The organism is Nesterenkonia ebinurensis (assembly GCF_008711175.1).
GTDB lineage: Bacteria > Actinomycetota > Actinomycetes > Actinomycetales > Micrococcaceae > Nesterenkonia > Nesterenkonia ebinurensis.
The window spans coordinates 383,670-401,866 of record NZ_VWNF01000011.1; the positions used below are offsets into that span (position 1 = coordinate 383,670).

Annotated in this window: 18 protein-coding genes; 4 read left to right on the plus strand and 14 right to left on the minus strand. The window is 64.6% G+C overall.

The annotated features are described in order from the left end of the window. The first annotated feature begins 3 nt into the window (after positions 1–3). Positions 4–1,908: a BglG family transcription antiterminator gene (locus F0311_RS05615; protein WP_150460951.1), complete on the plus strand. Its 1,905-nt coding sequence runs from the start codon at positions 4–6 to the stop codon at positions 1,906–1,908. 152 nt (positions 1,909–2,060) lie between these two features. On the opposite strand, the gene F0311_RS05620 is transcribed toward F0311_RS05615, so the two are convergent. The 8 genes from F0311_RS05620 to infA all read right to left on the minus strand — a co-directional run bounded on the left by F0311_RS05620 (position 2,061) and on the right by infA (position 8,066). Then, on the minus strand, positions 2,061–3,515 hold the full coding sequence (locus F0311_RS05620) for a sugar porter family MFS transporter (RefSeq protein ID WP_150460952.1): 1,455 nt from the start codon (positions 3,513–3,515) through the stop codon (positions 2,061–2,063). Positions 3,516–3,721: 206 nt separating this feature from the next. Then, on the minus strand, positions 3,722–4,639 hold the full coding sequence (gene truA, locus F0311_RS05625; protein ID WP_150460953.1) for a tRNA pseudouridine(38-40) synthase TruA: 918 nt from the start codon (positions 4,637–4,639) through the stop codon (positions 3,722–3,724). 248 nt (positions 4,640–4,887) lie between these two features. Then, entirely contained in the window at positions 4,888–5,523 is a 636-nt protein-coding gene (rplQ, locus tag F0311_RS05630; RefSeq protein ID WP_150460954.1) for a 50S ribosomal protein L17, read from the minus strand. A 63-nt stretch (positions 5,524–5,586) separates the two neighbouring features. Further along, positions 5,587–6,606 (minus strand): DNA-directed RNA polymerase subunit alpha, encoded by a 1,020-nt coding sequence (locus F0311_RS05635; RefSeq protein WP_150460955.1) that lies wholly within the window; start codon positions 6,604–6,606, stop codon positions 5,587–5,589. A 138-nt stretch (positions 6,607–6,744) separates the two neighbouring features. Then, a complete protein-coding gene (rpsK, locus tag F0311_RS05640) occupies positions 6,745–7,146 on the minus strand; it encodes a 30S ribosomal protein S11 (RefSeq protein ID WP_150460956.1) in 402 nt (133 codons plus the stop codon). A 12-nt stretch (positions 7,147–7,158) separates the two neighbouring features. Further along, positions 7,159–7,527: a 30S ribosomal protein S13 gene (gene rpsM, locus F0311_RS05645; RefSeq protein WP_150460957.1), complete on the minus strand. Its 369-nt coding sequence runs from the start codon at positions 7,525–7,527 to the stop codon at positions 7,159–7,161. A 183-nt stretch (positions 7,528–7,710) separates the two neighbouring features. Next, positions 7,711–7,824 (minus strand): 50S ribosomal protein L36, encoded by a 114-nt coding sequence (gene rpmJ, locus F0311_RS05650; RefSeq protein ID WP_044493916.1) that lies wholly within the window; start codon positions 7,822–7,824, stop codon positions 7,711–7,713. Positions 7,825–7,844: 20 nt separating this feature from the next. Continuing rightward, positions 7,845–8,066: a translation initiation factor IF-1 gene (gene infA / locus F0311_RS05655; RefSeq protein WP_150460958.1), complete on the minus strand. Its 222-nt coding sequence runs from the start codon at positions 8,064–8,066 to the stop codon at positions 7,845–7,847. A 251-nt stretch (positions 8,067–8,317) separates the two neighbouring features. On the opposite strand from infA, the gene F0311_RS05660 reads away from it, so the two are divergent. The 3 genes from F0311_RS05660 to F0311_RS05670 are packed head-to-tail and all read left to right on the plus strand — an operon-like array spanning position 8,318 to position 11,140. Continuing rightward, complete coding sequence (locus tag F0311_RS05660) at positions 8,318–8,704, plus strand: RNA-binding S4 domain-containing protein (protein WP_150460959.1); 387 nt, start codon at positions 8,318–8,320, stop codon at positions 8,702–8,704. 26 nt (positions 8,705–8,730) lie between these two features. After that, positions 8,731–10,779, plus strand: a complete 2,049-nt coding sequence (locus F0311_RS05665; RefSeq protein WP_150460960.1) for a dipeptidyl-peptidase 5 — start codon at positions 8,731–8,733, stop codon at positions 10,777–10,779. Positions 10,780–10,789: 10 nt separating this feature from the next. After that, entirely contained in the window at positions 10,790–11,140 is a 351-nt protein-coding gene (locus F0311_RS05670) for a non-heme iron oxygenase ferredoxin subunit (protein WP_150460961.1), read from the plus strand. Between the two features lie 171 nt (positions 11,141–11,311). Here F0311_RS05670 and mnhG read toward each other — a convergent pair whose 3' ends face one another. From mnhG to F0311_RS05700, 6 genes are read right to left on the minus strand one after another with little or no spacing between them, the layout of a single operon-like run. Beyond that, on the minus strand, positions 11,312–11,695 hold the full coding sequence (gene mnhG, locus F0311_RS05675; RefSeq protein ID WP_150460962.1) for a monovalent cation/H(+) antiporter subunit G: 384 nt from the start codon (positions 11,693–11,695) through the stop codon (positions 11,312–11,314). After that, positions 11,692–12,183 (minus strand): monovalent cation/H+ antiporter complex subunit F, encoded by a 492-nt coding sequence (locus F0311_RS05680; RefSeq protein WP_150460963.1) that lies wholly within the window; start codon positions 12,181–12,183, stop codon positions 11,692–11,694. Before F0311_RS05680 ends, mnhG begins: the two co-directional genes overlap by 4 nt. Beyond that, a complete protein-coding gene (locus tag F0311_RS05685; protein WP_150460964.1) occupies positions 12,180–12,773 on the minus strand; it encodes a Na+/H+ antiporter subunit E in 594 nt (197 codons plus the stop codon). The genes F0311_RS05680 and F0311_RS05685 overlap by 4 nt, the downstream gene beginning before the upstream one ends. After that, positions 12,773–14,524, minus strand: a complete 1,752-nt coding sequence (locus F0311_RS05690; protein ID WP_150460965.1) for a Na+/H+ antiporter subunit D — start codon at positions 14,522–14,524, stop codon at positions 12,773–12,775. Before F0311_RS05690 ends, F0311_RS05685 begins: the two co-directional genes overlap by 1 nt. Beyond that, entirely contained in the window at positions 14,524–15,051 is a 528-nt protein-coding gene (locus F0311_RS05695) for a Na(+)/H(+) antiporter subunit C (RefSeq protein ID WP_150460966.1), read from the minus strand. The genes F0311_RS05690 and F0311_RS05695 overlap by 1 nt, the downstream gene beginning before the upstream one ends. Positions 15,052–15,079: 28 nt before the next feature. Beyond that, complete coding sequence (locus F0311_RS05700) at positions 15,080–18,109, minus strand: Na+/H+ antiporter subunit A (RefSeq protein ID WP_150460967.1); 3,030 nt, start codon at positions 18,107–18,109, stop codon at positions 15,080–15,082. Positions 18,110–18,197 lie beyond the last annotated feature (88 nt).

Genomic DNA, 18,197 nt, shown 5'->3' on the forward strand with positions numbered 1-18,197 from the left:
GACATGCGCAGGCGCCCAGACCAGCTGGCCAGCCTTCTGCTTCGCGCAGAAGGCTGGACCACTGCTTCTGCGCTGGCTGATGCGCTGGGCGTGACCCCCCGCAGCGTGCGGTCCTATATCGCTCAGCTGAATGCACGCAGCGCCCCTGCAGTTGCCGTGGAGTCCGGTCCCTCCGGGTACCGTGCGGAGCGGGCGGTGTTGGCCGGGCTGCGCCGGGAGGCTGAAGGTGCTACTCCGCAGGACCGGCTGCATTCGCTGGTGCGCGAACTGCTCGAGGCCGCTTCCGGCATTGATATCCACCGGACTGCTGACCGGCTGCATGTCTCGGCGGCCACTGTGGAGTCTGACCTGGTACGAGTGCGGGACCTGATCGGCGCCAGCGGGCTGCAGCTTCAGCGCTCCGGCCCCCGGGTGGTGCTGATGGGCGATGAACTCTCCCAGCGCCGGCTGGTCTCCAGGCTGGCACATCAGGAGATGGAGAGCGGCTTCTCCGACCTGACCACCTTGCGCCAAACTGCTGGACTGGAGTCCATCGACCCCGCTGCCTTCTCCCCCTTCAAACAGGAGTTGGCCACCCGGCTGGGAGAGCAGGGCTTCTACGTCAACGAGCTAGCAGTCTCCGACGTGATCCTCCATGTGGCGATCGCCGCCGACCGGGTGGCCCACGGCCGTCCGCTGACCGGCACCCATGTGGACCCCTCGCCCCAGCAGGAGCAGATCGCTCAGCTGCTGAACACCCTGAGCCGCAAGCACTTCGGCACCCAGATGGGGGCCGGCGATCTGCACCACCTGGCCTCCCTGGTACTGACCCGGGCAGTGGCCCCTAAGGGCGGCAATGCTGAGGTTGCTCTGGACCCGCAGATTGAAGCGACGGTCAGCCGGGCCGTGCAGCAGGCCGCCCATGAGTACCTGGTGGATATTGTGCATGCCGACTTCCTGCGTCGGCTGAGCCTGCATGTGCAGAACCTGGTGCACCGGGCCAAGGAGCAGGCCTGGTCCCGGAATCCGCTGACCCGCTCACTGAAGTCGACCTATCCCATGGTCTTCCAGGTGGCAGTCTCCATCTCCAGTGAGGTGGGTGAACAGCTGGGGCTGAGCATCGGTGATGATGAGATCGCCTATATCGCCATGCATGTGGGCGGGCGGCTGGAGCGGTCCCGTCGGAGCGAGACCGTGCTGACCGCCACCATTGTCTGCCCCGGCTACTACGAGCTGCACGAGCTGCTGCGATCCCGTATCGACCGTTCGCTGGGCGCCTCAGTGGAGGTCACGGCGGTGGAGACGGAGATGGATCCGGACTGGGCGGAGATCACCACTGATCTGGTGCTGACCACTATTGAGCCGCCGGTGCCGGATGAGCGAACGGTGCTGCTGCCTCCGTTCCTCACCGATGCTGATACGGGGCGGATCTCTGCAGCTGCAGCCCGGCGGCGTCGGGCACTCCGACTGGCCCGGCTGCGGGCAGAGCTCGAGCACTACTTTCATCCGGATGCGTTCATCCGCCCGCTGACCGCCGGCAGCGAAGAGGAGGCGATCCGCAGTCTGGGGGCGCCCCTGGTGGATCTCGGCGTGATCGATGGCGACTATATCGAGCGGGCAGTGATCCGGGAGCAGCTCTCCTCCACTGCGTTCACCGATGCTCTGGCTGTCCCGCATGCGCTGAAGATGACGGCGGGGCGCACTGCGCTCTCGGTGGGGGTGGCTGATGGGTCACTGCCCTGGGGTGAGTCTCGGGTGCAGTTCGTGGTGCTGGTGGCCTTCAGCGAGGAGGACCGCGAGGCCTTCCAGACCATCTTTGAGCAACTGGTGGAGGTGTTCAACGAACGCGACTCCGTGCAGCGGCTGCTGCGCCGGGGCACCGACTTCGCCGGCTTCCTGGACGAGCTCACCGCCGTCATCGACGACTGATTGAGCCGAGCGAAGAGCCGAGCTTGTTCGGCTTCTTCTGAGGTGATTGAAAACCGTGAACCTCAGCGGCGGCTGATTGAGCATGGGGGCCGGACAAGGACGGCGCCCGCCCCAGGACTTCAGGGCGAGCGCCGTCGACGATGCATCACTGATCAGATCTTGGAATAGGCTCTTTCCTCCATATCCTCGATCTCCCGGGCCTTGGTCTCAGGCACCCATTTGAGCACAAAGACCAGGCTGACCAGCGCGCTGATGCCGTAGAAGGCATAGGCGAAGACCAGGGAGAGCTCGGCCATCTGCGGGAACAGCGAGGAGATCAGGAAGTTCGATCCCCAGTTGAACGCAGAGGCCACACCGAGGGCGACGGCGCGGATCCGGTTGGGGAACATCTCCCCCAGCATCAGCCACATGAAGGGGCCCCAGGTGGCGCCGAAGCCGATCACGAAGATATTGGCGGAGATCAACGCGATCATGCCCCAGGGCTCGGGAAGCGTGACGATGGTCTCCAGATCTCCGAACTCGTTGACCACCTCAGATTCGGTGGCCTGGGAGAAGGCCACCGCCATCATCAGCAGACCTGCGGCCATCACACCGGAGCCGACTGCCAGCGGAATGCGGCGTCCCACCTTGTCCACGATCAGAATGCCCACGATAGTGGCGAGGATATTGAGGCTGGTGGTGATGACCTGGACCAGCAGCGCCTGGTCCTCGGCGATGCCCACAGCCTGCCACAGGGTGGTGGAGTAGTAGAAGATCACGTTGATGCCCACGAACTGCTGGAACACGGCCAGACCGATGCCCACCCAGACGATCGGCATCAGCTTGCCGCCGATGAACAGGTCCTTGAGCTTCTGCCGGGCCTCAATATTGATCGTGCGCTGGATGTCCTCGATCTTGGCAGCGACGGCGGAAGTGCCCTTGATGCCGACCACATCGGCGAGGATCCTGGCAGCGTCGTCGTTCTTGCCGCGGGAAACCAGGTAGCGCGGGGACTCCGGGATGCTCATGGCCAGCAGACCGTAGATCAGTGCGGGAACGGCCTCCGACATGAACATCCAACGCCAGGCCTCCAGTCCCAGCCAGAGCTCCTCAGCCGCGCCCGATGCGATGTTGGCGAAAAGCGCGTTGGAGACTGCGGCCATGAAGATGCCGATGACGATGGCCAGCTGGAACAGCGAGCCCAGTCTGCCTCGCCATACTGCCGGGGACACTTCTGCGATATAGGCCGGGGCGATCACCGAGGCCATACCGACGCCGACGCCGCCGACTGTCCGCCAGAAGATGAGGTCATAGACCCCGAAGACCAGGCCGCAGCCGATCGCGGAGATGAAGAACAGGGTGGCTGCGATCACCATCGCCTTCTGGCGTCCCACCCGGTCTGAGATCACCCCTCCGGTGAAGGCGCCGGCCACACAGCCGATCAGCGCGCTGGAGACACTGAAGCCGCTCATCAGTGCACCGAGGTCGAATTCTTCACGGATGGGGGCCACGGCACCGTTGACCACAGCGGTGTCGAAGCCGAAGAGGAAGCCGCCGAATGCGGCGACCAGGACGATCCAGGCAACAGCGCCGACGGAGGATTCCTGGAAGCGGAGGTCTGTGCTCATGAGGTCAAGAGTCCTTACGGAGTGAAAATCTTGGCAATGTGACGGCCGGACAAAAACAGCCTCAGAGAGTATGTCTTCCCGGCGTGAATCACGCCACAACCTACCCCAGATCGACCTCTGACCCGACATCCCCTTCGCGCGCCTGACAAGGGGTTTTCTCTGATGAACAGCAAGGGATCACAGTCAAGCAGTGAGAAATCTCACAGCTAGCGCACAGCGCGGGTCTGCTCGGCTCGTGCCGCCAGCTGGTCGTCCGCGGGGTAGTCCACCCGCTCCAGCACCAGCCCCTGAGGCGGGGCCAAGCGGACACGCTCGTCCCAGGAGGGCTCCGAGAGCCGGGCCAGGAGCCAGCCGGGTTCACGGCGCCCTTCGCCGACGTCGATACATGCACCGATCAGAGCACGAACCATATGGTGGCAGAAGGCATCGGCGGTGATCTTTGCGGTAATCACCCCATCGCTGCTGCGGGCGATGCTGAACGCAGTGAGGTGGCGGATAGTTGTGGCATGCTCACGCGGCCGGCAGAAGCTGCCGAAGTCATGCAGGCCCAGCACGCTGGTGGCCTCAGCATCCATGAGCCGGTCGTCCAGCTGCGCTGCTGGGCCGGTTTCGGTCAGCTCCGGGCCCGGCTCAGCACCAGGAGCCCCTGACGCCGCTACGCGCCGGCCGTATTTCCTGGCGACGTCGATCCACGCGGTGTCATGCCGACGAAGCGGGTCGCGAAGTTCAGCCCGGTCTGCGATGCGGTAGGTGTAGGTGCGGGTCAGCGCAGAGAATCGGGCATCAAACTCACGGGGAACTGGCGCAGCGCGGTGGATGATCACTGCTCCGTCCTCACCACCCAAGACTCCGTTGAGCCGGCGGATCAGGGCGATCGAGGGCTGGAGCCCCTCTCGGCCGCGGGCCAGTCCGGCCCATTCCTCATCGGTGAGGTCCATGTGGACCACCTGGCCGCGGGCATGGACTCCGGCGTCAGTACGACCAGCCACCACCACGGGCACCTCGCGGCGAATGATGGTGGCCAGGCCCTCGCGCAGCACGCCCTCTACGGTGCGCAGCCCCGGCTGATGCGCCCATCCCCTATAGGCATTGCCGTCATAGGCCAGGTCGAGTCTCACGCGCATGGTCCTCACCTTATCCAGAGGCCGGGTGAGACGTTGAGGGAGCCAAACCGAGCCGCCCAACCCATTGGCTCCCCCTATGTCTCACATAAGCTCACTACGGAGCGCAAAATGAAACGTAGGGGGGAGCCAAAACGCAACACCCAGGAAGCTACTCCCCCAACGTCTCACTGGGGGAGAGCATTCACACTGACAGCTGAGCCCCCGACCCAAGTGGATGGGCACGGGGGCTCAGTCCCAGTCGGTGAGGACTACTTGTCCTCTTCAGACTCCTCGTCAGCAGCATCCTCAGCCTCAACGGCTTCAGTCTGCCCCGCAGCGTCATCAGCGGTCTCTGCCGCAGCCTCGTCCGCCTGCTCGGTCTCCTGAGCGTCGACGTCAGGGTTCCCTGCGGATTCGTCCGAATCGGCCGAGGCCACGTCGCGATCCTCCGCCTCCTCGGCCGCAGCGGCGGTGGGAGCGGCGGCGGCAGTGGCAGCCTCGGCGTCGCGGACTACCTTCTGCTTGGGTGAAACCGGCTCAAGAACCAGCTCGATGACCGCCATCGGGGCGTTGTCGCCCTTGCGGTTGCCGATCTTGGTGATCCGGGTGTAGCCGCCCTGCCGCTCGGCCATAGCCGGAGCGATCACGGTGAACAGCTCGTGCACGATCGCCTGGTTAGTGGCGTTGTTCGCGCTGATCTTGGCCACCACCTGGCGCCGGGCAGCGAGGTCACCCTTCTTCGCCAGGGTGATCAGCCGCTCAGCATAGGGCCGCAGCCGCTTGGCCTTGGTCAGTGTGGTGGTGATCGAGCGGTGCTCGAAGAGGCTGGCGGACAGGTTCGCCAGCATCTGCTTCTCATGCGCTGGGCTGCCGCCCAGACGCGGTCCCTTGGTGGGGGTTGGCATGGTCTCTTACTCCTTGTGGGTCGCGCTCACCGGCGGCGAGCACCAAAATGTCTTGTGCCTAGCTCAGTTGGAGAACTGGGCGTCGGCCTCATCGTCGTACTCATCGTCCTCAGCGGCAAACCGGGCTGCGGTGGGGTCGAAGCCCTCCGGGGAGTCCTTGAGCTGAAGGCTCATCTCGGCCAGCTTCTCCTTGACCTCGTCGATGGACTTGGCACCGAAGTTGCGGATGTCCATCAGGTCGGCCTCGGAGCGTGCGGTGAGCTCACCGACGGTGTGGATGCCCTCGCGCTTGAGGCAGTTGTAGGAGCGCACGGTGAGCTCCAGGTCCTCGATCGGCAGGGCCATATCGGCGGCCAGGGCGGCGTCGGTGGGGGAAGGCCCGATCTCGATGCCCTCGGCGGAGATGTTCAGCTCCTTGGCCAGGCCGAACAGCTCCACCAGGGTGGAGCCGGCGGAGGCCAGGGCATCACGCGGGGACAGCGAAGGCTTGGCCTCCACATCGATGGTCAGCTTGTCGAAGTCGGTGCGCTGCTCCACACGGGTGGCCTCGACCTTGTAGCTGACCTTAGCCACCGGGGAGTAGATGGAGTCCACCGGGATCCGGCCGATCTCGGAGTCCTCCAGCTTGTTCAGGGCGGCGGAGACGTATCCGCGGCCACGCTCGACGGTCAGCTCCAGGTCCAGCTTGCCGTCTTCGTTGAGGGTCAGCAGCTGCAGCTCGGGGTTGTGAAACTCCACACCGGCCGGCGGGGTGATGTCGGCGGCGGTGACCGGGCCGGGGCCCTCCTTGCGGAGGTAGGCGACCACAGGCTCGTCGTGCTCGGAGGACACGGAGAGCTTCTTGATGTTGAGCACCAGCTCGGTGACGTCCTCCTTAGCACCGGTGATGGTGCTGAACTCGTGGAGCACGCCGTCGATCCGGATGCTGGTCACAGCAGCACCGGGGATCGAAGAGAGCAGGGTGCGGCGCAGCGAGTTGCCCAGGGTGTAGCCGAAACCCGGCTCGAGCGGTTCGATGGTGAAGCGGGAACGGTTGTCAGAGACGACTTCTTCAGTCAGCGTGGGGCGCTGTGCAATGAGCACTGGTGATTCCTTTCAGAGTGCATCCGCTATTTGATGCATTCTTTTGTCAGTGGCAGTACCGGGTACGACGCCGCCCACCGGGACTCGGCGGCGGAATCGCACCAGGCACCTAATAAGGGCTTGGGGAAAGAAGTCGCGTCAGACGCGACGGCGCTTGGGCGGGCGGCAGCCGTTGTGAGCACTGGGGGTGACATCAGAGATGGAGCCAACCTCCAGTCCTGCGGCCTGCAGGGACCGGATGGCAGTCTCGCGGCCGGAGCCGGGACCCTTGACGAACACATCGACCTTCTTCATCCCGTGGTCCTGGGCCTTCTTGGCGGCCTGCTCGGCGGCCATCTGTGCGGCGAAGGGGGTGGACTTACGCGAACCCTTGAAGCCGACCTCACCGGAGGATGCCCAGGAGATCACGGCACCGGTGGTGTCGGTGATGGAGACGATGGTGTTGTTGAAGGTCGACTTGATGTGCGCCTGACCCTGGGTGATGTTCTTTGATGCGCGGCGGCGTGGCTTGCGGGCCGCGGCTCGAGTCTTGGGGGGCATGGAAACTCCTGACTACTTCTTCTTGCCTGCGACGGTCTTCTTGGGGCCCTTGCGGGTACGCGCATTGGTCTTGGTGCGCTGACCGCGGACAGGCAGACCGCGGCGGTGGCGCAGGCCCTTGTAGGAGCCGATCTCGACCTTGCGGCGGATATCGGAGGACACTTCGCGGCGGAGGTCGCCCTCCACGGTGAAGTTGCCTTCGATGTAGTCGCGCAGGGCTACCAGCTGTTCGTCAGTCAGGTCCTTCACGCGGGTGTTGGGGTCAACCCCAGTAGCAGACAGTGCCTGCTGGGAGCGGGTACGGCCCACTCCGTAAATGTAGGTAAGTGCGATCTCCGCGCGCTTCGCGTCGGGGATATCGACACCAGCCAGACGTGCCATGCGGCAGTCCTCCTTGTGTTCTTCCGAAGGTCTTCAGCAGTGCGTTCCCGTGCATCGGAGGTGATGCCTTATGGGTCTCCGGCCTTCGGGAACCGGAGGTGTGCTCGCCAGCTCGCGCGAGCTGCACTGCCATCTGTATTGAGCTGTACTGCTAGGGCACGTCACCGCCGGTGGGCGGCGTCGTCATCCCTGACGCTGTTTGTGGCGCGGATTCTTGCAGATCACTCGGACAACACCACCGCGGCGGATGGTCTTGCAGTCCGAGCAGATCGGCTTGACGCTCGGCTGAACCTTCATTGCGGTTCTCCTACTCTTGCTTATTTGTAGCGGTAGACGATGCGACCGCGGTTGAGATCGTAGGGGCTCATCTCCACCACCACCCGGTCCTCGGGGAGGATCCGGATGTAGTGCTGACGCATCTTGCCCGAGATGGTGGCCAGGACAACGTGGTCGTTCTCCAGCTTGACACGGAACATTGCGTTGGGCAGGGATTCGACTACCTGGCCCTCGACTTCGATGACGCCTTCTTTTTTCCCCATACTCTCCACACACCGATCACGACCCGCTGGCTCCTCACGGCTGCGCACAGCGGACCGCGCATCAGTTCATGAGGGGACAGAAGATCTGGGTTTGTTGCTTCAGAGCCTCTGCGGATGCTTATAGTGTGAGAACGACGCCGCGGCGGGCACCTTCCTCTGGGCACAGCAGGACCGCAGAGACAACCAACGGTCTACTTTACCTGAATCCGCCCACCTGCGCCAATCCTGCTGCGGCTCTACACTTGGACGGTATGAGTGATGGGCCTGTTGCCCCGGTGCGGGTGGATGCGTGGCTGTGGGCGGTGCGAATGTTCAAGACTCGCTCCGCAGCCACCGAGGCCTGCCGCGCCGGGAAGGTGAAGATTGACGGAGATCCGGTCAAGCCTGCACTGAAGATCAGTCCTGGCGTGCGGCTACACGTAAGCCGTCCGGGGTTCGTGGTGATCCTCGAAGTGGTGCACACCCACGCCAAGCGGGTGGGTGCCCCAGTGGCCCGGCTGGCCTATCAGGACCATTCCCCCGAGCAGCTCAAACCCCGTGAAGTCGGCCTGCCCATCCGCGAACGCGGCACCGGGCGGCCCACCAAGCGCGAGCGCCGCCAGCTGGAGCTCCTGCGCGGCTACACCAAGGACCACTGAACTGTCCCGGGGATAGGGTTGGGGACATGGTGACGACACTGCCTTATGGATCATGGCCCTCGCCGATCAGCGCTGAGCAGCTGGCGGTCGGCGGCAACCGGCTCGGCAGCCCGCAATGGGTGGGTGATCAGCTCTGGTGGACGGAGGCCCTCGCTGCAGAGGGCGGGCGCCAAACCATTGTGCGCACCGCTGAGGCAGTCACTGAGGATACCGAGAGCCCTGAAACTATCACCCTGCTTCCGGCCCCCTTCAATGCCCGCTCCCGGGTCCATGAGTACGGCGGAGCCTCCTGGACGGCAATAAACGACAACGTCGGGTTGCCTCTCATTCTGTTCGTCAACTTCGCCGACCAGCGCATCTACCGTTTCCGCCAGGACGAGGGCCCGACCCCGATCAGCCCGGCGGGCCCAGAGGTTGCCTCCGCCCACGGACCCGCACTGCGCTGGGCCCAGCCCACCCCGGTCACCCTGGCCGATGGGATAAAAGAGGTGTGGTGGATCTGCGAACAGCACTACGACCGGAAGGGCGAGGACGGAGCACCCCACATTGAGCGTTTCATCGGCGCCGTTCCTTTGGACGGCAGTGCGGCTGAGGACCTCAGCATAGTGCGCCGGATCACCCCGTCCGCCCGGTTCGTGGCCGACCCGCAGGTCTCCCCTGACGGCAAGCATGTGGCCTGGATCAGCTGGGAGCACCCGCAGATGCCCTGGGACGGTACGCAGCTGCATCTCGGGGAGTTGGCAGATACTTCGGCGGGCAACGGCGTCGTTGTCAATCACACGGTGGTGGACGGGGATACCGGCACCTCGGTGCTGAACCCGCGGTGGTCCGGCACCGAGCTGATCTACCTCTCAGACCGATCTGGTTGGTGGAATCCGTGGCGGCTGCAGATCGGCGGACAGCCCGAGCAAATCCTGGCCGACGAGCAGGAGTACGCCGGTCCGTACTGGCAGCTGGGCATGAGCTGGCTGGAGCCCTTCCGGGACGGCCGGACGCTGAGCATCCATGGCCGCGCCACCGACAAGCTGGGCGTGCTGGATCCGGCATCCGGGGAGGTGACCGACCTGGGTCTGCCGCATACCGCGATCGCCTCTGCCGCGGTCAGCGAGGGCGGCCTGCTGGCGGTCTACGGAGTGCGCGCCGATGAGTTCGCTGCAATCTCGGTGGCACCGCTGCACGCCAACAGGCTGGGGCAGCTGCGCACCATTCGCTCATCCCGCGACAACGCCCCCGATCCCGGGCTGCTGCCCACCCCAGAGCCGATCACCATCACCGACATCTCCGGCCAAGAGGTGCATGCGGTGCTCTACCGGCCGTATCAGGAAGGTTTTGCCGCTCCAGCCGGTGAGCTGCCGCCGTTCATCGCCCAGGTGCACGGCGGACCCACCGCCAAAGCAGCGGTGGGGCTCTCGCTCGCTGTGGCCTACTACACCAGCCGCGGGATCGGGGTAGTGGATATCAACTATGGCGGCTCCACCGGATTCGGGCGCGCCTACCGGGACCGGCTCAAAGGCACCTGGGGCGTGGTGGACGTGGCCGATACCGTGGCAGTGATGGAGCATCTGGTGGGGGCTGGCATTGCCGATGGTAAGCGTTTGGGCATTGAGGGCGGCTCGGCTGGCGGATGGACCACCCTGGCCTGCCTGACCCGTACCGATACGTTCAGTGCCGGAGCCTCCAGCTTCGGCGTGGCCGATGCCGTGGCCCTGGCCCAGGACACCCATGACTTCGAGTCCCGCTACCTGGACCAGCTGATCGGACGCTACCCGGAGGATGAGCACATCTATCGCGAACGGGCACCGCTGAACCACGTGGATTCGCTGGACTGCCCGGTGTTGTTGCTCCAGGGCGATGAGGATCCGATTGTCCCGCCCAACCAGGCAGAAATGTTTCGCGACGCCCTGGCGGCCAAGGGCATCCCGCATGCTTATCTGCTGTTCGCCGGGGAGCAGCACGGCTTCCGCAAAGCAGAGAACATCATTGCGGCCCATGAGGCATCGCTGAGCTTCTACGGGCAGATCTTCGGCTTCGAAACTCCCGGTATCCCCACACTGGAGCTCAGCAGCTCGGAGTAGGGTTGAACTCATGACTCGGACAGTGAATCTCGGACCAGCCGATCAGCTCTCAGAGGGTGAGGTCATGCAAGTCAGTGCCGAGACCTCAGGACACAGCGGAGACATTGCTGTGGTCCATGCCGAGGACGGCGGGTTCTTTGCCCTGGACGATGAGTGCTCCCATGAGTCGGTCTCACTCTCCGACGGGTACGTGGAGGAGGAGACCCTGGAGTGCCCTATGCATGCTTCCGCCTTCTGCCTGCGCACCGGCGTGCCGGAGACCCCGCCGGCCATGGTCCCGGTAAAGACGCACCTGGTCACCGTGGAGGAGGGGAACCTCATCCTGCACCCCGGAACCCCGCATCCTGAGGCTGCTGCGTAGCTCTGCAGAAGACTCGCGAAAACTCACAGGAAACTTTCAGCGACTTTGGGGTGTTTCATCAAGGAGGACCCCTATATTAGTAACTACCTCATCAAGGTGCGAGTGATTCATAGGCCCCGGGCCCGACATATTTAGCGTCCCCCTCACGCAGTCGGACCCGGGGTCTTCTCGTTAATCCTTAACTTCGCGCCGGACGCCGCGCTGGCGGCTCAGCCGATCCACCGCAGAGGCCAGCTCATCATCGGTGAGCAGATCTGCCCGCATATGTTTGGTGCGGTAACCGGCCCGGCCCACTACGTGGGCGCTGACCGGCGCGGTGAGGATCATCAGTCCCCAGGCCAGGACCGCAATCGCCACCCAGGCCCAGGACCGCCACATAATCGCCGCGGCCAGGACCAGCATCAGCAGTCCCAGCACCTGAGGCTTAGTTGCCGCATGCATCCGCGAGTGCAGATCCGGGAACCGGAACAGTCCGATCCCGGCAGCCAGCGACATCAGCCCGCCGACCACCATGAAGACTGCCGCGGTACCGTCCAGAAACGCATCGAAAGTCATGGCTTCTCCCTTCGGCTGGAAGCCGGGTCGGCGGCATCGTCGTTCTCGTCCTTGCGTTTGGGCACGAACCCGGATCTGGCCAGTGCAGCGAACCAGGAGGTCGATTCGTCCTCCTGTGCACCGTCGGCTGCAGTGCCCGCCGGAATCTCAGGCTCCGGGGTCGGATCCCCGTTGAGCGCGGCGGCCTGGGCCTCAGCCTGCCTGACCGTATCCTCCGAATCCGGGGTGCGCACCACCACGTAGCGGGCGATCGCCACTGCGCCGAGGAAGCCGATCACCGCAGTGACCACCACGAAGAGGATGAAGTCGGTGTGCCGGTAATAGGCCATATCCACCAGCATCACCGAACCTACGATGATCAGGATGACATCCACGCTAATCACCCGATCCAGCACCGAAGGCCCCTTGTAGACCCGGTAGACCGCACACAGTGCACCAAGTGCCAGCAGAAACTGGGAGATCCAGTAGGCCCAGTCGAGCATGCTCATTTAGGCATCACCTCCCGCTCTGTCTTGGAGAGTCCGGCCACCCGACCCAAGCGGGCCTCCGCTTTGACCACCGCCAGGTCTGAGCGGTTGCCCAGGGTGCGGATCAGCAGCGCCTCGGTGCGCAGTGCGTCCTGCCGGATCCGCTCAGCCTGCTCATCATCTGTCACGTTGAGCGCATGCAGGTAGAGGGTGGCTGTGGTGCGGTCCACATCCAGCACCAGGGACCCGGGCACCAGGGCCAGGGCGTGACCGGTCAGAGTGACCAGCAGATCGTCGTGGCTGCGCAGCTGGATGGAGATGATGGAGTTGCGCACCTTGGGCCCCTTGGCCACAGTCAGCCAAGAGACCTGGAAACTGGCCATTACCATCTTGCCCAGAAAACGCAGCAGAAACACCAGTCCCCAGAACGGGTTCAGCCGACCAGTGCCGCGCAGCGGGGGCAGGTAGAACACCCGCACTACGATGGTGCCGTAGACCAGACCTAGGATGAAGGTGCCCAGGTCGAAGCTCTGCCAGACTGCCATCCAGAACACGCCTAGGAACAGGATCAGCGGCAGTTCGAGCTTCAGCGGGGTGCGTGGGCGTCGCATCAGTCCTGCCCTCCCTGATCGACAGCGGCGTCGTACTCGTCCACAGAGGTGGAACCCTTCACGTCGGTCTCCATATCCGGCTGCAAGGAGGTGCGCACCGGGGCGAACTCATCAGCCCCGTCATCACCGGTGTCCAGGTCGATGATGTGGCCTTGGGTGAATTCCAGGAGATCCTCCCGGACACTGTCTACCCGCTCCTCGCCGAGCACCGCCTCCAGGTAGGGGGTGCGCTCATACATGTCCTGGGCGGCGGCCCGAGAGAAGTTCATCAGCGGCCCGGCCAGCACGGTGAAGGCCAGGCTCAGCGCCACCAGGGCTGCGGTGGGTGCCACCATAGTAGCCGGCAGCAGCCGCTTATTGGCCGCCCGGGCATGCGCCAGGGACTTCTGGACCAGGATCCGCTCCGGGTTCTCCACATCCTCTGCCTTGCGCCAGAACCCACGTGCCCAGATGCGCGCCACGGCCAGCAGGGTCAGCAAAGAGGTCGCCACCGAAGCAACCACGAGGGTCCAGGTGATCCAGGTGTTCTCCGCAATGCCGCCCTGCATCATGCCCAGCTTGCCCACGAATCCGCTGAACGGCGGAATTCCGGCCAGGTTCATCGCCGGGATGAAGAACAGCACCGCCAACACTGGGGAGATCCGGGCCAGTCCGCCCAGCCGGTCCACATTGGAGGAACCTGCCCGGCGCTCGATGAGCCCGGTGACCAGGAACAGGGTGGTCTGGATGGTGATGTGGTGGGCCACGTAGTAGATGGTGGCGGCCATGCCGATAATGGAGCTCAGCGCCAGACCGAATACCAGGTACCCGATGTGGCTGATCAGGGTGAAGGAAAGCATACGTTTGATGTCCGCCTGAGCCAAGGCACCCAGGATGCCCACTATCATGGTCAGCGCTGCCACGATCATCAGTGCGGTGTTGATCCGTTCCCCGGGGAACAGCAGGGTCTCGGTGCGGATCATCGCGTAGATGCCCACCTTGGTCAGCAGTCCGGCGAAGACCGCGGTGACCGGGGCGGGGGCGGTGGGGTAGGAGTCCGGCAGCCAGAACGCCAGCGGGAACACGGCGGCCTTGATGCCGAAGGCCACCAGCAGCATCACATGCAGCATCAGCTGAACCCCGTGGTCGAGTTCGCCCACCTTCAGCGCGATATCAGCCAGATTCACCGTGCCGGTGGCCGCGTATACCAGCCCGATGGTGATCAGGAACAGCATCGAGGACAGGATCGAGACCACCACATAGGTCACCCCAGCACGGATGCGGACCTCTCCCCCGCCCAAGGTGAGCAGCACGTACGACGCCGTGAGGAAGATTTCGAAGCCCACATACAGGTTGAAGAGGTCCCCGGCTAAGAATGCATTGGAAACTCCGGCCACCAGAATCAGGTAAGTGGGGTAGAAGATAGAGACCGGGCCGGCGTCGTTCTTCTCCTCGGCCGCGCCCTGGCCCACCGCGTAGAGCAGCACTGCCAGGGTGATGATTGAGGAGACCACCAGCATCAGAGCTGAGAACCGGTCGATAACCATGGAGATGCCGAAGGGAGCAGGCCAGCCGGCCAGGTTCACCGCATGGGCGCCGCTGTGCCAGATCTCGGCCAGCAGCACGATCTCCAGGATCACGGTGATGATCAGGGTGCCGATGGTGATGGCCTTCTGAGTGGCCTGGTTGCGGTAGAAAGCGAAGGCGAAGGCCGCGCCGAAGAAAGGCAGCAGTACGGCCAGCGGCACGAACTCGATGAGATTGGGCTCCATCAGCTCTCACCAGCCTTCCGCTGCTCTGCCTCGCTGCTCTCAGCGCCGGCCTCAGCGTTGCGCTCTGCCGGATCCACCGCGCGGATGGAGCCGGTGGCGGGATCCATGGTGTCGATGAACTCACTGGTCTCGGTGCCGACCTCAGCGTCCTCCTCCGGGTCGTAGGCGCCCACTGCTGCGGCCACCCTGCGGTCCTCCTCGTCGTCGGTGACCTCATCCTGGCGGGCCAGTACCCAGGACCGGTAGATCAGCGCAAGCATGAACGCCACCAGGGCGAAGGCGATCACAATCGCGGTCAGCAGCAGAGCCTGAGGCAACGGGTCGAAGTACTCATCTGCCGCCACCCCGTCGCGGACCAGCGGGGAGAGGCCAGCCCGGCCTGCGGTCTGCAGGATGAGCAGGTTCACGCCGTTGGAGATCAGGATGATGCCCAGCAGCACCCGGGTCAGCGAGCGCTCCAGCATCAGGTAGATGCCCACGGCGAACATCACGCCCATCACCAGCAGCAGGGTGAGATTGATGGTCATGCGACCACCTTCCAGGTGGGGGCCGATGTCATCGCGCCACCCCCAGGGAGGTCTGGGAGTGGATGCTGTGTCCGGAGGCTCCGGCCCGGTTCTCCTGTTCGGAGCGGACGTCGATCTCGGATCCGAGGCTGCGCAGCACATCGACGATCAGGCCCACCACCACCAGGTAGACGCCTACGTCGAAGAGCACGGAGGAGACCAGATGGTGCTCCCCGAACAGCGGCAGGTTCAGATCCACGATGAAGCTCTGGAAGGCCTGGCCGCCGAAGATCAGCGGCAGCACCCCGGTGAAGCAGGCCACCGCCAGACCCCAGCCCATCAGCGCACCGGCGGAGAACGGGATGGCGGCCTCCAGCTCATAGCGGCCGCCGGCCAGGTAGCGCAGCAGGAAGGCCAGGCCAGCCAGCAGGCCGCCGGCGAAACCGCCCCCGGGGGTGTTGTGCCCGGCCAGCAGCAGATAGACCGAAAGCAGGATGATCGCATGGAACATCAGCCGGGTGACCACCTCAAAGATGATCGAGCGGTGCTCCGGGGCCAGGGTGCGCCCGGCCACCAGCCAGGCCTCGCGGGCCACAGTGGCGAAGGACCGGGCCACCTGGATCTCCTTGGCCTGCCGTGGGGAGAGCGCCTTATCGGAGAGCACCCGGCCCACCGACCCAGTGGGCACCTCATGCAGGGCTCTACGCTGCACATCGCGACGCTTGACGAAGATCAGGCTGGCCACCCCGGTGGCTGCTGCGGCCAGCACGGTGATCTCCCCAAAGGTGTCCCAGACCCGGATGTCCACCAGGGTCACGTTGACAATATTGGACCCGTGGCCGATCTCGTAGCTCATCCAGGGGTATTCCACACTCACCGGGTCTGTCACGCGGGAATCCATGGCGATGGCGGCGGCGACCATGATGATCGCACCGAATCCAGCCCCCAGCAGTGCCCGGCCCAGTTTGAACCGGGTGGGGTTCTGAGTCCAGATCCCCGCCGGCAGTGTGCGCAGCGCCAACACGAACACCACCAGGATGATCGACTCCACCAGCAGCAGGGTCAACGCTAGGTCCGGGGCTCCCTGCAGGGCGAAGATCCCGGCGATCCCCCAGCCGCAGAGGCTGACCATCAGCACTGCCATGAAGCGTTTGGGCGCCCAGATGGCTCCCAGTCCGCCGGAGATGATCACCGCGGCCAGCACCACCTGAATGGGTTCCTCGGCGAAGATCACATGCCCGGGCACTGTGTGTCCGGTGAAGGCCACCACGCCGGCCGGCACTGCAGTGGCCACTGCCACGATGATGAACAGGTACCAGCCCAGCGAACCGCGCTGGGTCTTGGAGGTGGTCCAGGCAGCGAAGTCGTCCAGGCTGCGGATGGAATACCGGTAGATCCGCTCGGCGTCCAGCACTGCGGGCACGGCCCGCTGCGGGTCGGTGATCCGGCCGTGCAGCCAGAACACTCCGGCGCCCAGCGCCCAGGCCAGCACCGAGAGACCCAGCACCGGGGTCAGCCCGTGCCAGAGGGCCAAATAGGTGGGATCCACCTCCGGGGCCACCGGCTCGAAGAGTGCGGCGAAAGGCTCCACCAGGTGCTGCACCGGGCCAGGGGCCAGAGCGAAGACCAGGGTGAGCGCCGCCAGAGCGGCCGGGGCTGCCAGGAACACCGCATCAGGGGAACCGTGGAAAACAGTGGGCTTCAGAGGTTCACGGGCGCCGTCGTCCGCTGTCTTCTCATATTTGGTGGCGAAGGAGCCCCAGAGGAACCGGGCGGAGTAGGCCACGGTGATTGCTGAGGCCAGGACGACGCCGCTGAGCACCAGCCAGCCCCACGCACCGTTGATCTCCGCATAGCCGTAGAAGGACTCGAAGACCACCTCTTTGGCCACGAACCCGAACAGCGGGGGCAGCCCGGCCATGGAGGCTGCGGCCACCAGGGAGATGATCAGCAGCGGCTTCTGGGTGCGTCCGATCCCGGAGAGGGTGCGCAGGTCGCGGGTGCCAGTCTTGTGGTCGATGATGCCGACCACCATGAACAGGGCGGCTTTGAACAGCCCGTGGGCCAGCAGCATAGCAATACCGGCCAGGGCGGCGTCCTGGGTGCCCAGCCCGTTGACCATGATGAGGAAGCCCAGCTGAGAGACCGTGCCGTAGGCCAGCACCAGCTTGATATCGGTCTGGCGCAGGGCCCGATAAGCACCCACCAGCATGGTGAGCAGGCCCAATGCCAATACGATCGGCAGCCAGAAGGTGGTGTCGTGGAATCCCGGGGCGAACCTGGCCACCAGGTAGACCCCGGCCTTGACCATGGCGGCGGCGTGCAGGTAGGCGGAGACCGGGGTGGGGGCGGCCATAGCGGCCGGCAGCCAGAAGTGGAAGGGCACCAGCGCGGATTTGGAGACTGCGCCGATGAGGATGAGCACCATGGCGATATCCACGGCCACGCCGGTGAGGTCATCGGAGGCTGCGAGGATCTCAGAGAGCCGGTAGGAGCCGGCCAGCTCACCGATCCACAGCAGACCCACCAGCATCACCAGTCCGCCTAAGGTGGTGACCACCAGCGCCTGGATGGCGGAGCGGCGGGCGAAGATCCGGTGCGCGGAGTAGCCGATGAGCAGGAAGGAGAGCACTGTGGTGAGCTCCCAGAAGATGAAGAGCATCACCAGGTCATCAGAAAGCACCAAGCCGAGCATGGCGGCGGCAAAGGCGAAGAGCTGGGCGGCGAAGGGCCCGGCGGCCCGCTCCCCCGGAGGGAAGTAGCGGGCACAGTAGAGCATCACCGCCGCGCCCACCCCGGTGATCAGTAGACAGAGCACCAGACTCAGCGCGTCCATCCGGAAAGCCAGCTCCACCCCGAGCTGAGGGATCCACTCGAAGACCTCTGCGGGAGGAGCGTTGGGCTCACCGATTCCGGCGGACTGGTCTGCTTCTATCACATGGGGAAGATACGCCAGGGTCCAGACGAAGGAGGCAGCGAGCACTGCAGCCAATAGGTAGAAGGCCCGCCGCCCCCACCAGGAGTAGAACACCGGGGCCAGAATGCTCACTGCGAACAGCACAGCAAGCACGGTGAGCATGTAGCGACCCTCTCAGTTCCTGGCAGCGGCGATGGACTCCGAAGTCATATCCCGGTGAGCGGCATACGCAGAGTGAGATACTTTATGC

Excerpts from the sequence above, each read along its gene's own strand:
- F0311_RS05695 (WP_150460966.1), bottom strand. The coding sequence starts at position 15,051 with ATGACCATCAATCTCACCCTGCTGCTGGTGATGGGCGTGATGTTCGCC.
- F0311_RS05660 (WP_150460959.1), top strand. The coding sequence starts at position 8,318 with ATGAGTGATGGGCCTGTTGCCCCGGTGCGGGTGGATGCGTGGCTGTGG.
- rplQ (WP_150460954.1), bottom strand. The coding sequence starts at position 5,523 with ATGCCAACCCCCACCAAGGGACCGCGTCTGGGCGGCAGCCCAGCGCAT.
- F0311_RS05620 (WP_150460952.1), bottom strand. The coding sequence starts at position 3,515 with ATGAGCACAGACCTCCGCTTCCAGGAATCCTCCGTCGGCGCTGTTGCC.
- F0311_RS05670 (WP_150460961.1), top strand. The coding sequence starts at position 10,790 with ATGACTCGGACAGTGAATCTCGGACCAGCCGATCAGCTCTCAGAGGGT.
- F0311_RS05680 (WP_150460963.1), bottom strand. The coding sequence starts at position 12,183 with ATGAGCATGCTCGACTGGGCCTACTGGATCTCCCAGTTTCTGCTGGCA.
- infA (WP_150460958.1), bottom strand. The coding sequence starts at position 8,066 with ATGGGGAAAAAAGAAGGCGTCATCGAAGTCGAGGGCCAGGTAGTCGAA.
- rpmJ (WP_044493916.1), bottom strand. The coding sequence starts at position 7,824 with ATGAAGGTTCAGCCGAGCGTCAAGCCGATCTGCTCGGACTGCAAGACC.
- mnhG (WP_150460962.1), bottom strand. The coding sequence starts at position 11,695 with ATGACTTTCGATGCGTTTCTGGACGGTACCGCGGCAGTCTTCATGGTG.
- F0311_RS05665 (WP_150460960.1), top strand. The coding sequence starts at position 8,731 with ATGGTGACGACACTGCCTTATGGATCATGGCCCTCGCCGATCAGCGCT.
- rpsK (WP_150460956.1), bottom strand. The coding sequence starts at position 7,146 with ATGCCCCCCAAGACTCGAGCCGCGGCCCGCAAGCCACGCCGCCGCGCA.
- F0311_RS05615 (WP_150460951.1), top strand. The coding sequence starts at position 4 with ATGCGCAGGCGCCCAGACCAGCTGGCCAGCCTTCTGCTTCGCGCAGAA.
- F0311_RS05685 (WP_150460964.1), bottom strand. The coding sequence starts at position 12,773 with ATGCGACGCCCACGCACCCCGCTGAAGCTCGAACTGCCGCTGATCCTG.
- F0311_RS05700 (WP_150460967.1), bottom strand. The coding sequence starts at position 18,109 with ATGCTCACCGTGCTTGCTGTGCTGTTCGCAGTGAGCATTCTGGCCCCG.
- F0311_RS05690 (WP_150460965.1), bottom strand. The coding sequence starts at position 14,524 with ATGGAGCCCAATCTCATCGAGTTCGTGCCGCTGGCCGTACTGCTGCCT.
- rpsM (WP_150460957.1), bottom strand. The coding sequence starts at position 7,527 with ATGGCACGTCTGGCTGGTGTCGATATCCCCGACGCGAAGCGCGCGGAG.
- truA (WP_150460953.1), bottom strand. The coding sequence starts at position 4,639 with ATGCGCGTGAGACTCGACCTGGCCTATGACGGCAATGCCTATAGGGGA.